The following is a 17,459-nucleotide window of genomic DNA, read 5'->3' as shown; positions in this document are numbered from 1 at the left end:
AATGGCAAGAATCAATCCATTTAAAGGGATTATCCCTCCAGTCCCCACCATTGTAAATGAGCAAGGACAGTTAGACGAAGCAGGAATGAAAAAGTTAGTGGACTATTTAATTGAAGGCGGAGTGCACGGGTTACTGATGTTGGGTACCAGTGGCGAATTCAGCCAGATGAGCTTTGAGCAGCGTAAGCAGGTGGCAGAGTTTGTTGTGAGGTATGTGGACCAGCGGGTACCCGTCATGATCGGTACCGGCAGCCCCAGCACCAGGGAAGCAATAGAGCTGAGCCGTCATGCCGAACAGATTGGTGCAGATGGTGCGCTGGTCATCAATCCTTATTATTGGCCACTGGCAGAAGATCATCTCTATGCCCACTACGCCAGCATTGCAGAAGCGGTCAGCTTCCCTGTCCTGGTTTACAATTTCCCCTTGTTGACCGGCCAGGATATAACCCCTGATTTCCTGTACCGGCTGGCAATGGACTATGAGAACATTATGGGTGTAAAAGAGACCTTGGATACAGCCGGACATTACCGGGAGATCATTGTCAAAATCAAACAGAAGCGGCCGGAATTTGCAGTATTTTCCGCCTATGACGACCACTTGCTCAACACACTGGCTTTGGGCGGAGACGGCTCTATCCCGGGCAGCGCCAATTTTGCCCCGGAAATAACAGTTGGTTTGTACGAAGCCTTTCAAGCAGGAGATTATGACAAGGCGCTCCAGTTGCACCGCCGTTTGGCCTTACTAATGGAGATGTACAAACTGGACGTTCCCTTTGTTAATGTGCTAAAAGAAGCGATTCGCCTGATGGGATTGGAGATTTCCACGGCTGTTTTACCTCCAGCCCGGCCTCTCAGTGAAGAAAAACGGGAGCAATTAAAACAAATGTTGCAGGCGGCAGAATTGCTAAATTAATGATTGACAGTTCGATCGTTCCTGTACTATACTTTATATCAATGTAAAAACTTAAAGGCTATGCAGCCAAAAACCAGCTGGTTGAAGAATCTTTTTAACAAGTTAAAAGGATATCTTCTCTTATCAAGAGTGGCGGAGGGACTGGCCCAATGAAGCCCGGCAACCTTCTTAACGTGCCAGAGCGGGTTAAGAAAGGTGCTAATTCCTGATAGATAAGAGGTTCAAAGTGTTAAGCAGCCTCTCTGTCTGTCAGAGAGGTTTTTAATTTAATACCCCTTAAAAACAGATATACACAACAGGAGGAGAGAAACCGATGAACAAAAGCTTAATGGCATTAATCAGTCTTATCCTTATCTTCTCATTAGCTGCTTGTGGGGGAAGCGAGGAAACAGGAGGGTCACTTCCGGAAGATAAGTTGCGGGTTGGTGTGACTGCTGGTCCACACGAAGAAATTATGGAAAAAGTGGCTGAGGTGGCAGCACGGGAAGGACTTGAAATTGAGATCGAAGTTTTTACCGAGTATGTCATGCCTAATATTGCTTTGGCTGAGGGAGAGCTTGATGTGAACAGTTTTCAGCATGTTCCCTATCTTGAAAACTTTAAAGAAGACCGGGGCCTGGACCTCATTGACGTAGCCACCACAGTCAATTTCCCTATGGGAATTTACTCCAAGCATATTAATGATCTCAGTGAGTTAAAAGAAGGGGATAAACTGGGTCTTCCCAACGACCCGACAAACGGAGCCCGTGCCCTGATTTTATTTGAATTAGCTGGACTCATCAAGCTGGCAGAAGGGGTTGGCACAGAGGCCACTGTGCACGATATAGTGGAGAACCCCTTAAACCTAGAGTTTGTTGAACTGGAGGCGGCCACCATTGCCCGGGTGCTTGACGATTTAGCAGCCGCAGCCATTAACACCAACTTCGCTATTGAAGAAGGTTATGTGCCTACTAAAGATTCTATCTTTATTGAACCCGCTGATTCTCCGTGGGTCAATGTTATAGCAGTGCGTACGGAGAACAAAGATGATCCTGTCTTAGAGAAGCTGATCAAGGCCTATCATTCTGATGAGGTGAAGCAGTTTATTGAGGAGAGGTTTGAGGGTTCCGTTGTTCCCTCATGGTAAAAACTGCTCTTGAACGGCAGGAGATCATAGCAGAGGAATGCCTCATGTTGCATGAGGCATTTTCTTTAGGAAAGGGGAAAACGTATGATTAAGCTGGAGCGAGTGTCCAAAACATTTGTCTCGAAAAATAAAGAAGTACAGGCCTTAAAAGAAGTGTCTTTGGAAGTGAAAAAAGGTGAAATTTTTGGTGTAATTGGATACAGTGGAGCCGGAAAAAGCACTTTGATCCGTTGTGTTAATTTACTGGAGCGCCCCACCTCGGGCAAGGTGTGGGTTGACGGAACTGAACTTACGGCTTTATCCAGTGCTAAATTGCGTGACGTACGCAAAAAAATTGGTATGATCTTTCAGGGGTTTAACCTGTTAAAGACAGCCACTGTCTATGAAAATATTGCTATCCCGCTCAAACTGGCCGGTCTTCCTAGTAGCGAAGTGGAGCGGAGAGTGAAAGAATATGTGTCGGTTGTGGGGTTAGACGACAAGTTGGAACATTATCCCAGTCAGTTGTCTGGAGGCCAGAAGCAGCGTGTGGCGATTGCCCGGGCTTTGGCCCATGAGCCCGAGGTGCTTTTAAGTGATGAAGCAACAAGTGCCCTTGATCCTGAAACGACCGATTCTATCCTTGAACTCTTATTAAAAATCAATCGTCAATTCAATATTACCATCTTGCTTATTACCCATGAGATGCATGTCATCCAAAAGGTATGCGACCGGGTGGCCGTCATGGAAAATGGCCAAGTAATCGAAGAAGGTCGCGTTTTTGAAATCTTTACCCATCCACAGCACTCTATCACCAAAAAGTTTGTTAATAGTTTGTTCAATGAAGAAGTACCAGAGGCTGTTGTGGACAGATTACAAGCAACCGGTCCTATTATTACACTGTCCTTTGTGGGAGAATCGGCCGGGGATCCGGCTCTGGCCGAAGTAAGCAAGCGTTTTGATGTCTATCCTAACATTTTGTCAGGACAGATTACACAGTTGAAGGATAAGCCTTTTGGCCGTCTTGTTGTCCATCTTAAAGGAGATGAGTCACAAACCCAGCAAGCGATTCAGTATTTACTCTCTCGAGGCATTAAGGTGGAAGGGACAGTGCTAGACGCTGGGAAGGAGGTTGCTGTCAATGGATAGTATCACAGCGTTTTTTCAAGAGAGGGGACCTATTCTATGGCAGGCATTAATCGAGACTTTTCAAATGGTCTCCATTTCACTGGCTATTTCAGTGGTGATCGGCCTGCCCCTTGGAGTCCTGCTTATATTGACCCGCCCTGGCCAAAGTTGGGAAAGTCCTGTTATTTATCAATTTCTAAACGTGACCATTAATGTGATTCGTTCCATTCCATTTATTATTCTGTTGTTTTTTATCCTTCCTTTTACCAAATTGATTGTGGGCACCGCGATTGGAGTGAAGGGAGCCATTGTTCCTCTTGTCGTGTATACGGCCCCCTATATTGCCCGGCTGATGGAGTCCTCTTTGTTAGAAGTGGATCGTGGTGTGATTGAAGCTTATCAATCAATGGGTATAAAAACAAGACAAATTATCTGGCACGTGATGATCAGGGAAGCACGGCCGTCCATTATCCTGGGGATCACCATCGCCACCATTGGTTTAATTGGGGCCACCGCCATGGCCGGGTTGGTTGGTGCAGGTGGATTGGGTGATTTGGCTTTCCGCTTCGGCCATCTCCGCTATGAAGCTGACATCATGTATGCAACCGTGGCGGTTCTGATTATTATTGTTCAAGGTCTGCAGTCCGTCGGTAACCGCCTGGCAGCAAAAATGAAAAAAGATTAATTTAGCTAGTTACACCACAGGCCACGCTGAGACAGCGCAGGAAACGTTCCCGCTCCCGGTATAGCTGGTGAGCTTCTTGGATACTGATGGCTTGAAAGCGGATGTTTTGCCCCGGCAGCATCTGGGCCAGAACGGGAATATCCACTGAAATGACGTTGGCGATGCGGGTATAGCCACCTGTCGTTTGGCGGTCGGCCATCAAGATAATAGGCTCGCCGCCGGCAGGAACTTGAACGGTGCCCAAGGCAACCGCATCTGAAATGATATCCGCACCCGATCGGTGGCAAAGTTTCGGACCGGCCAGACGATACCCCATCCGGTCGGCTTGGCTGGTGATCTGATAGGATTCAGCAAGAAAGGTTTCAATGCTTTCTTCCGTAAACACGGCTTGTTCAGGACCAAGAATCACTCTGATCGTTTGCCTCTCTTGATAAACGGGAATATCTTCAGTCATTAGCCCCCGGCCGGCCAGTTTTTGTTTGGCCTGTGGGGGCTTTCTGCCGTCAAGTATATCACCTTTGTCCAAAGGCCGGCCATGAAATCCTCCCACTGCCCCTTTGACATATGTGGATTTGCTGCCCATCACCAACGGTACCTCAATCCCGCCGCTGGCGGCCAAATAAGCCCTTGCACCCTGCTGTGGAGGACCGAAGGAGAGTGTTTGCCCGGCCTTGGCCAGAAAGGATTTCCACAGCGGCACTTTGCGGCCATCGAGGGAAGGGGATAAGTCAGCACCACAAATGGCCAGCACAGCATCGTTCAAGAGACGGAGCTCAGGGCCCGAGAGCGTCATTTCCAACGCGGCTTCATCCCGGCGGTTACCCACCAGCAGATTGGCCACTTGTATGGCAAAGGGATCCATCGCGCCCGAAACGACCATGCCGTATTGTTGAAATCCCGTCCGGCCCAAATCTTGTACAGTGGTGAATAAGCCTGGTTTGATCACTTCAAAAAGCGGCCAATTCTTCTCCAAACTCATCTAAAACGTTCCCACCCGTCTGATTTGGACTCCTTGTCTCAGCAGGGAATCCCTTAGTTTGTGCACAAATAGGAGCGCTTGGGGGCTATCGCCGTGCACACATACTGTGTCGGCAGTAATAGGAATTTCTGTACCGTCCACAGTCTGTACTTTTCTTTCCAGAATCATACTGGCTACTCTTCGTGCCGCTACCTCCGGGTCGTGGATCATGGCTTCCGGCTGTGTGCGGGGGGTGAGTGTGCCGTCTGGCTGATAGGTCCGGTCGGCAAACACCTCTTCAGCCACTGTCAGGCCCACTTGACGGCCTGCTTTGACCAGCTCGCTGCCTGAGGCGCCAAACAGGATGAGTTGGGGATCAAAATGATACACAGCTTCAGAGATAGCTCGGGCGATTTCCGGATCACGGCTGGCCATGTTATATAAGGCGCCATGAGGTTTGACATGATTCAGCTCTGTGTGGTGAATCCGGGCAAAGGCAGCCAGTGCCCCAATTTGATATAACACAAAGTGATACACATCTTGTGGGTCTACCTGCATGTGGCGGCGGCCAAAGCCGATCAGATCTGGCAGTCCAGGGTGGGCTCCGATTCCCACTCCATTGTCGGCAGCCATTTTTACTGTACGGGACATAACATTAGGATCCCCGGCATGATAGCCGCAGGCAATGTTGGCCGAAGTGATGTGTTCCAACACTTGTTCATCCTGGCCAAGGGTATAAACGCCAAAACTTTCACCCAGATCACTGTTTAAATCCACCTGACAGCCCACTATCTTTCCCTCCTGTATGTGGTGATTCGGGGTTGATAGCTTCCTTTTTCAACAGCTTCCTCAATCTGTTTGTACCGATCATATGGAATAGGCACAAATTTAACATAATTTCCTGCCTTGAGCAGAATGGAAGGTTCCCGTAAAGGATCATACAGCTTCAAGGGCGTGCGGCCAATGATTTGCCACCCCCCTGGCGTTTCCATGGCGTAGATTCCTGTTTGCTCACCGGCAATACCGACTGAACCAGCCGGTACCTTGGAGCGTGGCACTTCTAAACGAGGCGTGGCGATCCGTTTGGACATGCCTCCTAAATAGGGAAAGCCGGGTGTAAAACCCATCATATAGATTAAGTACATTGGCTGGCTGTGTATTTTGATCACTTCCTCCGGGGTGAGACCATTGTGCCGGGCGACATTGTCCAAATCTGGGCCCAGCTCTCCCCCGTAACAGGTCGGAATATGTATAATTTCAGCTTCCGGAAGATCAGCCTGATGCAGACTGGCTGCGATGCTGTGCAGATAAGCAGTCAATTCATCGTAACTGATGACATAGGGGTCATAAAAAACGGTGATCGAGGTATAGGTCGGTATCCATTCAATGAGACCAGGGTGTTTATCTTGTTCAAGCAGCAGAGAAAAGCTGCGGATAAGCTGATTGGTCTCGGGAGAGATGGTGGACCCCAGCTGAACCCTGATTCCTGTATCACCAAGTGCTGTCATGTGAAACATGTGCCTCACCCCTAGTCCCATTCTATAATATTTTTTGTTCATGTAACAATCTTTAGATTTTTAATTGTTTCCCTAACCTGTTCGTGATAAAATGGGTTTAAATTTCTAAACTTTTGAGCAGAGATGAGGAGGAGTTAAGATGAGCACAGTTCAGCAAGAGCAGAAAGGATACTTTGGAGAATTTGGTGGCAGCTTCGTACCACCGGAGTTACAAGAGGTTTTGGATGTTCTGGCCGAACAGTTTGAAAGGTACAAGGATGATCCGGACTTCAATCAAGAGTTCCGATATTATTTAAAGGAGTTTGTGGGACGCCCCAGTCCCTTAACCTATGCCCAGCGCCTGACAGAGCAATTGGGTGGGGCCAAGATCTATCTTAAGCGGGAAGATTTGAATCATACCGGGTCCCACAAAATTAACAACGTGATAGGTCAGATACTGCTCGCCAAACGGATGGGTGCCAAACGGGTGATTGCCGAAACAGGGGCGGGACAGCATGGTGTAGCGACAGCAACGGCTTGTGCTATGTTTGGCCTGGACTGCACGATTTACATGGGTGCGGAGGATACACGAAGACAAGCGCTCAATGTGTTTCGCATGGAGCTGTTGGGAGCCAAGGTGGTGCCCGTTGAAAAGGGGCAAGGACGCCTAAAGGATGCGGTAGATGAAGCTCTTAATGATCTGGTTCAAAACTACAAAGATACCTTTTACTTATTGGGTTCGGCAGTGGGCCCGCATCCCTTTCCCAGTATGGTTAAACATTTTCAAGCTGTCATCAGTGAGGAATCTAAGCAGCAGATCATTGCACAAGAAGGGCGTTTGCCTGATGCCGTGATCGCCTGTGTGGGCGGGGGCAGTAATGCCATCGGTGCTTTTGCCCATTATCTGGATGAACCTGATGTGCGTTTGATCGGAGTGGAGCCAGATCAGGCTGCCACTCTAACGCAAGGTGTCCCGGCGGTTATTCATGGCTTTAAATGCCTTGTGTTATTAGATGAAGAAGGAAATCCCAAACCCACGTACTCTATTGCTGCCGGACTGGATTACCCGGGCATTGGTCCTGAGCACAGCCACCTGAAAGTGTCGGGACGGGCGGAATATGTGACAGTGACCAATGAGGAAGTGGTGGAGGCTTTTCAATTTTTGTCCCAAACTGAAGGCATTATTCCTGCTTTGGAAAGTGCCCATGCGATCGCTTATGTTTGTAAGCTGGCCCCCACTTTGAGTCAAGATCAGGTGATCATTGTTAATTTGTCCGGCCGCGGGGACAAAGATGTTCAGCAGGTGTTTAACATGCTGAAGCAAAACAGCTGATGAGCGTTTAGGCTGGCAGAGCAATGGCTAAGGCAGAGCTAGTGGTAGGGAGGGGTTCTGACTATAACCCTTCCCTTTTCTTTCTCCGCCTGATTTAGCGACAAACTCTTGAATCAGCTGTATTGCGGTCTCATTTTTTTGCGCTTGTTCACATGCTGGTCAGCGCCCATGGCAGCAATGCAGCCATCAGCCGCTGAGATGACGGCCTGCTTGATGGGTGTGCGTCTCGCATCGCCTCCGGCAAAGACTCCGTCAACGTTAGTGCGCAAGGTTTCGTCAACAATGACATAGCCTTCTTCATCCCGTTCAACAGCATCCTGCAGGAAGTCGGTTCCCGGTTTCATGCCAGCCAAATAGAGGAAGACACCGTCCACATGCCAGGTTACCAGCTCCCGCTGATCATCCTGCACGCGGATTCCTTCCACTTTCTTTTCCCCAAATATTTCCTTTATACGGTGTTTCCAATAGATTTTGACATTAGGCAGATTTTCTACCAGACTGACATCGGCATCTCCCTTTAACTTACTTCCCGGGATGAGGAACAACACTTTGTCAGCATGTTTGCTCAAAGCATAAGCTTCAGAAACGGCTTCTTCCGTTTCACCGGCCACGGCCACGGTCATACCTTTAAAGAATGCCGCATCGCAGGTGGAGCAATAGCTGACCCCACGGCCGGTAAACTCTTCTTCCCCTTTGATTTTGCTGGACGGTGCTTTGGCTCCAACAGCAATAAACACCGATTTGGCCTTGATTTTCCCTTCTGGAACTTCAAGTTCTTTAATCTCCTGGCTGAAATCAACAGAAATGACATTGCTTTGCACAAAAGTAGCCCCGAAATCTTTGGCTTGTAGCTGCATTCTTTCCAGCAAAGCCAACCCGGTTAATTCCTCGCGTACACCAGGATAGTTGGCAATTTTATGGGTGATGGCCAGTGTACCGGAGGTTGGTGCTTTATCAATAACCAGTGTTTTCAAGTTGCCACGAGCGGCATAGACAGCAGCTGATGCGCCGGCTGGACCGCCGCCAATGGTGACAAAATCCCACACTTCTTCAAGAATTTTTTTATCCACAGGCTGGAAGATGGACTCTTTGTTTTCTTGATTCGCATTGTTGTTTTGATTCTCTTCGTTCACACCCAGGATTTGTTTCATTTTATTGGGACGGTAGCCAACAACAGCCTCACCATTAACAAATGTGACTGGGGTGGAGAAGATGCCATGCTCATGCAGTTCATCAAAATAGGATGGATTCTCTTGAACATTTTTCTCTTCATAATTGGTATAGCCCCACGTTTTTAGGTCATTTTTGATTTTTTCACAGTAAGGACAACCAATGCTGGTATAAACAACAATCTTCACAAGATCCACTCCTTCAGAATTTGATAATGATTTCTATATTATAATTATTATAATATAATATCCATGTTAAAAATCAACTTTAATGCTCAGAAACATGTTTCCAGTTCCACAGGTTTTAAAGGAGTCTGATGTCACCTGATGATGATTTAGCAAAAGTTGTGGCTGGCGTTCACCGCGATCCTGTGATAACCTTTATGTTAAAGTGTGGGCCCAATCCACAACGAGCGATTTACCATGATGTAGATGATCACCTCTCCAAAAACTATGCTGTTTTTTTATGGAATGGCGCAATTCTTGTCTTAAACCTAATTAGAGGGAGGGGCTGGAGATGAGCTTTTGCTGCGGAGCTAGTATGACAGGGGCAATCGGAACGGTAAAATATAAGCAAACCTTGATACACGACGTCCCTATTGTCTATTGTCCCATTTGCCAGTCGTTTGCTGTGCACGAAAAAATTCGCGATGAGTATGAGATATTGGCGGAATACGCCCATGCTGATCATGCCCCAGAAGTTTATTTGAGTGACTATATCGATATAGAGAAGATAGAAACGCTGTTTACAGATTGTATTGATTTAGCTGGAACCACAGAGGACGTGCTGCGGGAGCAAATCGACCATGCTCTTGATCTATTATCAGTGGCCAAAAGATTAAACGACCAAAAATGGCAGGAAGACTTGATGTACCGCTTAAAAGTTTTAAGCGACCGCTTGCGCCGGGAGCAAACTAAGTCGATGAACTCCACCTTGTAAATCACTGGATTATCCATCATTATTGATAGAGTTGCTGGTTGACCAGCAGCTTTTTTCATCACCTCAACCCTGTAAAAAGCAAATCGCTCAACGAATACTAATATTATTGAGAGGTGAGCACCTTGTTATCTATGATTGTGGGGAAATGGTTAAACAAACAATCAGCGGTTTCTATAGAAGAATCACCAGCCATTGAACAGTTAGTCCAACAAGCTAAAGTTAACATTGACATGCGTAATGAACTGATTAGTCAATATACACCGTTTATGATTAAAGTGGCGTCAAAAGTGTGTAAGCAATACATTGATCGCTCTAGGGATGAATATAGTATAGCCTTGGAAGCGTTCAATGAAGCGATCGAAACTTATGATGAGGAGCAAGGGAGTCATTTTTTGTCATTTGCTGAAATGGTCATTCGTCGCCGGGTCATTGATTATATTCGTAAAGAAACCAGACAGACCCGGGATATTCTGCTTGAACAGGACTCGAAAGATGAAGAGGAACAAGTGGAGAGTTTGGCTCAAATCAACGCCTCTATATCCCAATATAAGGAAGAAATGGATAGAGAAAGAAGAAGAGAGGAGATTCAGGAGTACCAACTGTTTCTAAAAAAGTTTGATATTACTTTTTCCGATTTGGTTGAATGCTGCCCAAAACACATAGATGCCAGAGAAAATGCCAAACAGATTGCCAAAATCTTAGCTAGTAAACCTGAACTTGCTAACTATTTACTGGAGAAGAAACAGCTTCCTTTAAAACATTTGCTCAAATTTGTCAATTGCAGTCGTAAAACTGTGGAGAGAAACCGAAAATATATTATAGCGATGGCCTTGATCTATATTGGCCAGTTTGAATGCTTGCGCTCTTATATTGAACCTGAACAAGTCCAAGGGAGAAAGGGGGGATAAGAATGGCAAAAGGCATTGTTCTAGAGATTAAAGAAACTGAAGCCATTGTTATGACGAATGAAGGGACTTTCCATGCTATACGGAAACGGAAAGAGGAACGGATACAAATTGGGGATGAAGTTGAGTTACCGGCTAGTGAAATGGTGGATAGGCCTATAAAGAGGCGATTCCACATTCCAACAATTGCTTTGGTGGCCTCATGTCTCATCTTATTTTTAACCCTGATCGGTTATATGGCCCTTGGGCCGGACCATACGGCTGTAGCCTATGTGCATCTTGATCTTAATCCCAGTGTGGAAATGAGTGTCAACAAGTCCATGGAAGTACTAACGTTGAAAGGGCTTAACCCAGAAGGCCAGCGCCTGGTAGAGTACATGGAAGACTGGTCCCATCGTTCCTTGCATAACGTTATTGTCAATATGTTAATCATGGCCCAAGATCAAGGCTATTTGCAAGATGTGACCGATGTACTGGTCACCACATCTGCTGTGGGAGACCGGGATATCCTTGATTATGAACCACAAATTGTAACGGCACTGCTAGAAGCAGAGGCCCAATTAATTCAGTCTGACAGTTTCTATATGGGCCCCAGTATCAGAGAAGAACAGTTCAATGAGAAAGAGATTGAACTAACATCTGTATCTGCTAGTAACAACGACAGTCAATCGGATCAATCTTATCAGGGACGCTATCTTATTTTTTACCAAGTGAACACCAATCAAGATATTCGCCGCAAAGCACAAGATGTAGGTCTGTCCCCTGGAAAGTATATGATCTATCTTTATGCTTTAGAACAGAAACTAGATCTAGATCTTGAAGACATTCAAGAACGTTCCGTTTCAGAGTTGGCGAGGGATTTAGGAGGACTTGGCCAGGTATTATCCCGTTCATTATCGGAAGCCGAGCCACAAGGTGAGAGCAACAAACAGACGGAGCAACCACAGCCACACACCAATGGCCAGAACAAACCTCAAAAAAACAATTTTGCTCCAGACAATACCTTGCCTGAAAAAATGAATGATCAGGATGCTCCTGGCGGTAAGGAAGAAATAGAAGAGGAAGAGTTGGAAAGGAAGGAGAGTATTTCTTCCCGGGGTAATGGGGAGCTTGTTTCTGCCCATTTGTCTAAAAAGAGGAACGAGTTTCCCCCTAATGGTCAAGATAAGATGATGTTAAGGCCAGTCCAGTCTGATCGCGCAAACTCTGAATCACGCAGTGAAAAAAAGAACGATGACAAACCGAAAGAGAGAAAACAACCTGGCCAAATAAAGGAGCAGCACAACAAGGAGAAAAGCGACATCAAAAAGAAAAATAATATATTTCAGCAACCCTCCACAAAGGAACCCCGTTCCGCAGTGGAGGCTAATTATTTATTTTGCGCACAGATCTGAAAATACAATCTTTTATTTTGGCTGTTTACAAGTCTGGGATATGGTGATATAGTACTTACTCAGAAGTCGATACACATCGACTTGTTAAGTAAAACAGGATGAAAACCATCATATAATCAAGTGACACTCTTATCCAGAGAGGTGGAGGGACTGGCCCGATGAAACCCGGCAACCGCCAGATAATAGTCTGGAAAGGTGCCAATTCCTGCGAAGATGTCATATCTTCGAGAGATGAGAGGATGAAGTGGTACACGACATCCTTTCTGCATCTCAGAAAGGATTTTTTATTTGATTACATCTTTTTGCTCCTTTAAAGGGGTTGAAAGCAGGTGGATTTATGATCGAGATTCAAAATATCGTCAAACGCTTTAAATCTAAAAAGCAGGATATTACAGCTGTGGATCACGTCTCCCTCTCCATCAAAAAGGGTGAGATTTTCGGTGTGATTGGCTACAGTGGTGCAGGTAAAAGCACTTTGATCCGCATGATTAACCTGCTGGAAGCACCAACAGAAGGAAAAGTCATCCTGGACGGCACCGACTTAAGCACTTTGTCCACCAGACAGTTGCGCCAAAAAAGGCAAAAAATTGGTATGATTTTTCAACATTTTAATCTGCTCTGGTCCCGCACTGTGAAAGAGAATATAATGTTTCCCCTGGAAATTGCGGGGGTGCCCAAAGCGCAGAGGGAACAACGGGCCAAGGAGCTGATTAATCTGGTCGGCTTGGATGGCAAAGAAGATCAATATCCTTCCCAACTGAGTGGTGGGCAGAAGCAGCGCGTGGGTATTGCCCGTGCGTTGGCCAATGAACCCCATGTGTTGCTGTGTGACGAAGCAACATCCGCTTTGGACCCAAAAACGACCGATTCGATTTTAGATCTGTTAAAGGAGATTAACCGCCGTCTGGGTTTAACGATTGTGTTGATTACCCATGAAATGCATGTTATCCGCAAAATATGTGACCGGGTGGCTGTGATGGAGGCGGGCCGTGTGGTTGAGTTGGGGGATGTCACTGATATTTTCCACCACCCCCAGCAAGAGATCACCAAGCAGTTTGTGAAGCAGGTGACAGAATCGGATGAGGCTCTGTCTGCTTCAGCGGAAAGGCATGTCCATAACGGCTGGGTTTTAGAGTGCCGCTTTATGGGAGAGGCAGCCGGGAAACCGGTCATCAGTCAGCTCATCCGTCAGTTTGAAATAGAAGTCAACATTTTACAGGGTAAAATCAGCCGGCTAAAAGATGCGTCCTACGGCACACTGTATATTCAGGTTACAGGCGACGAGGCTGAAGTGAACCGGGCGATTGATCACCTCAAGGTCCAAGGGGTTGAAGTGGAGGTGCTCTTGTCATGATGGAGGTATGGGAGGTGCTGTTCCCCCATGTTTATCTTGATGAGTTATGGGCTGCCACTTATGAAACCATATATATGACAGTGGTCTCACTGTTTTTTACAGCGCTGTTAGGTATTCCTTTGGGTGTGTTATTGTATATGACGGCCAAAGGGAACCCGTGGGAAAATCAGTGGTTTTATCGTGTCACGGGAACCATTGTCAATATTTTTCGCTCCATTCCGTTTATCATCCTGATTATTTTACTGATTCCCTATGTACGGATGATCTTCGGTGTGGGTTATGGTATGAGCGCTGCCATACCAGCACTGATTATAGGAGCAGCTCCCTTCTACGCCCGCCTGGTGGAAATTGCCTTTAGGGAAATTCCCAAAGGGGTTGTGGAAGCGGCACAGGCGATGGGGGCTGGCAACAGGCATATTATTTTTAAAGTGCTGCTCCCTGAAGCCAAACCTGCTCTGGTGTCTGGTTTAACCGTCACTGGCATTGCCTTAATCGGCTATACGGCTATGGCTGGTGTGGTCGGTGCCGGCGGCCTGGGTTATTACGCCTACCGTATGGGCTTCCAGATGAACTATGAAGATGTAACACTGGTGGCAACCATCGCTATTATTATCATCGTGCAAGTATTTCAAATGGTTGGGGACCTTATTGTCAAAGCTCTTGACAAACGGTAAGGTTGACCATACATCACTAACACAATAAATTGTGCATTAAAAGGGGTGTAGAGAGATGAAAAAACTATTATTGCTATCTTTAGTCTTTGTTTTAGCCTTGGGCTTGGCTGCCTGTGGTGAGGCAGGTGATCAGGCAGAAGAGGTTGCACCTGAAGAGACTCAGGAAGAAACCACACAGGAAGAGGGCCAGGAAGAGGCTGCGGTTGAAGGGGGCAAACTGGTTGTGGGAGCAACTCAGGTTCCCCATGCTGAAATACTGAATGAAGTGGTCAAACCGCTGTTGGATGAGGAAGGCATTGAATTGCAAGTGGAAGTTTTTAGTGACTATGTATTGCCTAATCAATATTTAGCTGAAGGTGACCTGGATGCCAACTTCTTCCAACACATTCCTTATCTTGAGAGCCAAAATGAACAACATGGCTATGACCTGGTGGTTGTAACTGGGGTACACATTGAACCGATGGGTGGTTACTCTGTCAAATACGATTCCATTGAGGAACTGCCTGAAAGAGCTAAAATTTTCCATCCTGATTCCGTTTCAGAGGTGGGCCGCATTCTAAAGTTGCTTGAATCCCATAATCTGATCAAGCTGGCCGATGATGTTGGCTTCTATGGCACGGTTCGGGATATTGAAGAAAATCCTCATAACTTCCAATTTGAGGGCATGGAAGCAGCCACGGTGGCCCAGGTTTATGAAGATGCAGATCTGGCCATTATTAACACGAACTATGCTTTGCAAGTTGGTTTAACACCGGCTGAGGATGCCCTGATTTTGGAAAGCCCTGAGGACAATCCGTATGTGAATGTATTGGCCACTGTCAAAGAAAGAGAAAATGATCCTTTAATCCAAAAACTGGCTGAAGCGCTTAACTCTGAAGAGGTGCGCCAGTTTATTGAGGAACGTTACGAAGGTAATGTGCTGGTGGCTTTCTAAGTACCATATTTACGAAATGTAGTTTATATAGTAGATAAAGTTTGATAGCAGCAGATGAAATTGATTAGCAAAGGAAAATGGCAGCCTAACCGCTGTCATTTTCTTTTGTAGACATGGAACAGGTAAGGGAACCAAAATTATGCAAGTGTGATCCTTTTCATAGCCATTATCTTTTTTGCCCTGTCTGTAGTATAATGTGTACGTCAGAGGTGATGATGAATGAAAAAGAAACCTGAACTTTTGGTCACAGCCAAAAGTGTCGCCGAAGTGGAATGGCTTGTTGATGCTGGAGCCGATGCTGTATACATTGGCCACCAATACTACGGTCTGAGAGTAGCCGGGGATTTTGAACTGCCTCAGATTGAACAGGCAGTCCAAGTGGCCCATGACCGGCAAGCTAAAGTGTATGTGGCTGTCAATGCTTTGTTCCATAACGACCGTCTGAAAACATTGCCAGATTATCTTAAAAGCTTGGAAGAAGCTGGTGTTGATGGTATTGTATTCGGTGATCCGGCGGTTTTGATGACGGTGTGGGAGATTGGGTCAACAATGCCCTTGCATTGGAACACGGAAACCACTTCCACCAACTATGAGACAGTGCACTACTGGGCCAAAAAAGGAGCCTCAAGAGCCATTGTGGCCCGGGAGTTGTCTCTGGAAAATGTGCTAGAAATTAAAAAACAAGTGGATATTGAGATTCAGGCCCAGATCCATGGCATGACCTGCATTTTCCATTCTGCACGCCGGCTGGTACGCAACTACTTGAACCATATTGGAGAAGAACGTGTTTCCACTATGCCAGAAGCCAACTTGTATCTGAAAGAGAAGAAAGAAGAAGAAACGCACTATCCTGTGTTTGAAGATATCAACGGCACACACATTATGAGCAATGAGGATATTTGCATGCTGGAGCATCTGCCAGCCTTCATTGACGGTCGGATTGACAGCCTGAAGATAGAGGGCATGTACAAGACAACGGAATACCTGGAGCAAGTGACCCGCATTTACCGTCAGGCGATTGATGTGTATCTGCAGGACGCTGATGCTTTTCAAGCCAAGCTGGGCGGCTGGCTGGAGGAGATCAAGCAGATTCAGCCTCCTGAGCGCCGTTTGGGCACAGGTTTTTATTTTAAGGAACAGATCTATTAAAATGAAGGAAAAATAATGTGCCTTCCTTAGCACAGAAAGGAGTGGATCGTATGGCGACCGAAGCACAAGTGGAGACATGCGCCACAGGGCAGGCCAATGTTTCTTTGAAAAAGCCTGAACTATTGGCCCCGGCAGGCAACTTGGAGAAACTGCAGTTTGCTGTCAGATACGGCGCTGATGCCGTGTATATTGGCGGCCAGCAGTATGGCCTCAGGGCCAAAGCAGGCAACTTCAGCTTTGAAGATATGGCTAAAGGGGTTGACTTTGCCTCCCGATACGGAGCCAAAGTGTATGTTGCCGCCAACATTATTGCCCATAATGAAGATTTGCAAGGGGTTAAAGACTACTTTAAAAAATTACATGACATTGGCATTGACGCCTGTATTGTAGCTGACCCCGCCTTGATCGAACTAGGACGTGACGCTGCCCCCGATTTGGAGATGCACATCAGCACCCAAGCTTCCATTACCAACTGGAAGGCAGTGCAGTTCTGGGCCCAGGAAGGGATTCCCCGTGTGGTCCTGGCCCGGGAGGTGTCCCTGGAGGAAATCAGGGAGATTAAACGCAACGTGGATATTGAGATTGAAGCTTTCATTCACGGGGCAATGTGTATCTCCTATTCCGGACGCTGTGTCCTGTCCAATCATATGACAGCTCGCGATGCGAACCGTGGCGGCTGCGCCCAGTCATGCCGCTGGCCTTATGAGTTATATGGCGACAAGCGGATAAGTGTGGATCATGATCCGTTTACCATGAGTTCCAAAGATTTAAGCATGGTGGAGCATCTGCCTTTACTGATTGACGCCGGGGTAGACAGCCTGAAAATTGAAGGACGGATGAAAAGTATCCATTATATAGCCACGGTGTGCAATGTGTACCGTCAAATCATCGACTCTTACTGTGAGGATCCGCAGAACTTCCGTTTGAAAGAAGAATGGGTGGACGAGATTTGGAAAGCAGCCCAACGTTCACTGACCACCGCTTTCTACTTTGGCGATCCCACTGAACAGGACCAGCTGTTCGGCAAACCGGAGAAGATTCCCAAGTATGATTTTGCCGCCCTGGTACTGGATTATGACCCGGACACCCAGGTTGCTACGTTGCAACAGCGTAACAACTTCGGTGTTGGTGATGAAGTGGAGTTCTTTGGCCCCAACTTTGTCCGCTTCAAACAAACCGTGAAAGAGATGTGGGATGAGGAAAATGAACCGTTAGAACGTGCTCCGCACCCGATGATGACGGTCAAAATGAAGGTGGATCAGCCGGTTCATCCCTATGACATGATGAGAAAAAGAAAATAAAGACCGTGACTGGCAACCATC

17 protein-coding genes and 2 riboswitches are annotated in these 17,459 nt (G+C 46.7%); of the genes, 13 read left to right on the top strand and 4 right to left on the bottom strand.

The genetic code is table 11. The annotated features are described in order from the left end of the window. The first annotated feature begins 1 nt into the window (after window position 1). From J2S00_RS05090 to J2S00_RS05075, 4 genes are all read left to right on the top strand, one after another. Window positions 2–913 (top strand): dihydrodipicolinate synthase family protein, encoded by a 912-nt coding sequence (locus J2S00_RS05090; RefSeq protein WP_307336304.1) that lies wholly within the window; start codon window positions 2–4, stop codon window positions 911–913. 117 nt (window positions 914–1,030) lie between these two features. Beyond that, window positions 1,031–1,132, top strand: a riboswitch (SAM riboswitch). 94 nt (window positions 1,133–1,226) lie between these two features. After that, window positions 1,227–2,039, top strand: a complete 813-nt coding sequence (locus tag J2S00_RS05085) for a MetQ/NlpA family ABC transporter substrate-binding protein (RefSeq protein WP_307336302.1) — start codon at window positions 1,227–1,229, stop codon at window positions 2,037–2,039. Window positions 2,040–2,123: 84 nt separating this feature from the next. Beyond that, window positions 2,124–3,167: a methionine ABC transporter ATP-binding protein gene (locus tag J2S00_RS05080; RefSeq protein ID WP_307336300.1), complete on the top strand. Its 1,044-nt coding sequence runs from the start codon at window positions 2,124–2,126 to the stop codon at window positions 3,165–3,167. Further along, window positions 3,160–3,831 (top strand): methionine ABC transporter permease, encoded by a 672-nt coding sequence (locus J2S00_RS05075; RefSeq protein ID WP_307336299.1) that lies wholly within the window; start codon window positions 3,160–3,162, stop codon window positions 3,829–3,831. The genes J2S00_RS05080 and J2S00_RS05075 overlap by 8 nt, the downstream gene beginning before the upstream one ends. A 1-nt stretch (window position 3,832) precedes the next feature. Here J2S00_RS05075 and J2S00_RS05070 read toward each other — a convergent pair whose 3' ends face one another. From J2S00_RS05070 to pxpB, 3 genes are read right to left on the bottom strand one after another with little or no spacing between them, the layout of a single operon-like run. After that, complete coding sequence (locus tag J2S00_RS05070; protein ID WP_307336297.1) at window positions 3,833–4,810, bottom strand: 5-oxoprolinase subunit C family protein; 978 nt, start codon at window positions 4,808–4,810, stop codon at window positions 3,833–3,835. Further along, window positions 4,811–5,578: a LamB/YcsF family protein gene (locus tag J2S00_RS05065; protein WP_370875832.1), complete on the bottom strand. Its 768-nt coding sequence runs from the start codon at window positions 5,576–5,578 to the stop codon at window positions 4,811–4,813. It lies immediately after the preceding gene. Next, window positions 5,578–6,306 (bottom strand): 5-oxoprolinase subunit PxpB, encoded by a 729-nt coding sequence (gene pxpB / locus J2S00_RS05060; RefSeq protein WP_307336295.1) that lies wholly within the window; start codon window positions 6,304–6,306, stop codon window positions 5,578–5,580. The genes J2S00_RS05065 and pxpB overlap by 1 nt, the downstream gene beginning before the upstream one ends. A gap of 139 nt (window positions 6,307–6,445) precedes the next feature. Here pxpB and trpB point away from each other — a divergent pair, with 139 nt between their 5' ends. Beyond that, on the top strand, window positions 6,446–7,618 hold the full coding sequence (gene trpB / locus J2S00_RS05055) for a tryptophan synthase subunit beta (protein WP_307336293.1): 1,173 nt from the start codon (window positions 6,446–6,448) through the stop codon (window positions 7,616–7,618). 113 nt (window positions 7,619–7,731) lie between these two features. Here the strand turns inward: trpB and J2S00_RS05050 are convergent, their stop codons facing one another. Beyond that, window positions 7,732–8,985 (bottom strand): FAD-dependent oxidoreductase, encoded by a 1,254-nt coding sequence (locus tag J2S00_RS05050; RefSeq protein ID WP_370875831.1) that lies wholly within the window; start codon window positions 8,983–8,985, stop codon window positions 7,732–7,734. Between the two features lie 319 nt (window positions 8,986–9,304). Between J2S00_RS05050 and J2S00_RS05045 the strand changes: the two genes are divergently transcribed. The 8 genes from J2S00_RS05045 to J2S00_RS05010 all read left to right on the top strand — a co-directional run bounded on the left by J2S00_RS05045 (window position 9,305) and on the right by J2S00_RS05010 (window position 17,438). Then, window positions 9,305–9,727: a hypothetical protein gene (locus tag J2S00_RS05045; RefSeq protein WP_307336289.1), complete on the top strand. Its 423-nt coding sequence runs from the start codon at window positions 9,305–9,307 to the stop codon at window positions 9,725–9,727. 131 nt (window positions 9,728–9,858) lie between these two features. After that, a complete protein-coding gene (gene sigI / locus J2S00_RS05040) occupies window positions 9,859–10,635 on the top strand; it encodes an RNA polymerase sigma-I factor (protein ID WP_307336899.1) in 777 nt (258 codons plus the stop codon). A gap of 2 nt (window positions 10,636–10,637) precedes the next feature. Continuing rightward, entirely contained in the window at window positions 10,638–12,026 is a 1,389-nt protein-coding gene (locus J2S00_RS05035) for an anti-sigma factor domain-containing protein (RefSeq protein WP_307336287.1), read from the top strand. Window positions 12,027–12,152: 126 nt separating this feature from the next. Continuing rightward, window positions 12,153–12,264: riboswitch (SAM riboswitch) on the top strand. Window positions 12,265–12,363: 99 nt separating this feature from the next. After that, window positions 12,364–13,380, top strand: a complete 1,017-nt coding sequence (locus J2S00_RS05030; RefSeq protein WP_307336284.1) for a methionine ABC transporter ATP-binding protein — start codon at window positions 12,364–12,366, stop codon at window positions 13,378–13,380. Beyond that, window positions 13,377–14,054, top strand: coding sequence for a methionine ABC transporter permease (locus tag J2S00_RS05025; protein ID WP_307336281.1), 678 nt, complete (start codon window positions 13,377–13,379; stop codon window positions 14,052–14,054). Before J2S00_RS05030 ends, J2S00_RS05025 begins: the two co-directional genes overlap by 4 nt. A gap of 55 nt (window positions 14,055–14,109) precedes the next feature. Then, on the top strand, window positions 14,110–14,988 hold the full coding sequence (locus J2S00_RS05020; RefSeq protein ID WP_307336278.1) for a MetQ/NlpA family ABC transporter substrate-binding protein: 879 nt from the start codon (window positions 14,110–14,112) through the stop codon (window positions 14,986–14,988). Between the two features lie 219 nt (window positions 14,989–15,207). Next, window positions 15,208–16,137, top strand: coding sequence for a peptidase U32 family protein (locus tag J2S00_RS05015; protein WP_307336275.1), 930 nt, complete (start codon window positions 15,208–15,210; stop codon window positions 16,135–16,137). A gap of 50 nt (window positions 16,138–16,187) precedes the next feature. Then, window positions 16,188–17,438, top strand: coding sequence for a peptidase U32 family protein (locus J2S00_RS05010; protein WP_307336272.1), 1,251 nt, complete (start codon window positions 16,188–16,190; stop codon window positions 17,436–17,438). The last annotated feature ends 21 nt before the right edge of the window (window positions 17,439–17,459 follow it).

Origin of the sequence: Caldalkalibacillus uzonensis (assembly GCF_030814135.1) — a bacterium.
GTDB classification, from domain to species: domain Bacteria; phylum Bacillota; class Bacilli; order Caldalkalibacillales; family Caldalkalibacillaceae; genus Caldalkalibacillus; species Caldalkalibacillus uzonensis.
The sequence above is the reverse complement of the archived record's forward strand: the minus strand, read 5'-3'. Positions and strand labels throughout refer to the sequence as shown.